Annotated in this window: 1 protein-coding gene; it reads right to left on the bottom strand. The window is 67.0% G+C overall.

The features are described 5' to 3' along the window. A partial coding sequence (locus ABD256_RS44180; RefSeq protein WP_344432404.1) for an acyltransferase domain-containing protein occupies positions 1 to 849 on the bottom strand: 849 nt, incomplete at its 3' end. Positions 850 to 904: the final 55 nt, after the last annotated feature.

The raw sequence follows: 904 nt of genomic DNA, 5'->3' as shown, positions 1-904 counted from the left end.
GTCTCCGGTGAGGTGGTTGTGGGTGAGGGTGGTGAGGGTGGTGTCGGGTCCGAGTTCGAGGTAGGTGGTGATGTCGTGGTGGTGGAGGGTGTCGAGTCCGTCGGCGAAGCGGACGGTGGCACGGATGTGTTCGGCCCAGTAGGCCGGTGAACACAGTTGGTCGGTGGTGGCGATTTTTCCGGTCACGTTGGACACCACCGGGATCGTTGGTGTCTGGAAGGTGATGTCGGCTAGTTCTTGGGTGAACTGCTCGAGGATCGGATCCATCAGGGGTGAGTGGAAGGCATGGGAAACCCGCAGCCACTTCACCCGTATCCCCTCTGCCTCAAGCGAGGCCACCACCGGCTCCACCGCGTCCTGGGTGCCGGAGAGCACGACCGCGTCGGTACCGTTGACCGCCGCCACCGCCACCCCGGAGACACCCTCGATCACCGCGCGCACCCGGTCCTGCCCGGCGCGGACCGAGGCCATCACCCCGCCCGGGGGCAGATCCTGCATCAACCGGCCCCGCGCCGCCACCAGCCGGCACGCATCCTCCAACGAGAACACCCCTGCCGCGGTGGCCGCGGTGATCTCCCCGATCGAGTGCCCCAGCACCATCGACGGCACCACACCCCACGAGGACACCAACCGGAACTGGGCCCACTGCACCGCGAACAATCCCGCCTGCGCCCACACCGTCCGATCCAACACACCCTCATCGGTGCCCCACACCACCTCCCGCACCGAAGCACCCACCATCACATCCAGCAGCCCGCACACCTCATCGAACGCCGCCGCGAACACCGGAAACACCCCATACAACCCCCGCCCCATCCCCAACCGCTGCGACCCCTGCCCCGAAAACACCACACCCACACCACCACCACGAACCACCCCAGCACCCACACCACCCCGCACAAAC

The organism is Amycolatopsis minnesotensis, from assembly GCF_039529815.1.
Taxonomy (GTDB): Bacteria; Actinomycetota; Actinomycetes; order Mycobacteriales; family Pseudonocardiaceae; genus Amycolatopsis; species Amycolatopsis minnesotensis.
Note: the sequence above shows the minus strand (reverse complement) of the source record. Positions and strands in the feature narration are given on the sequence as shown.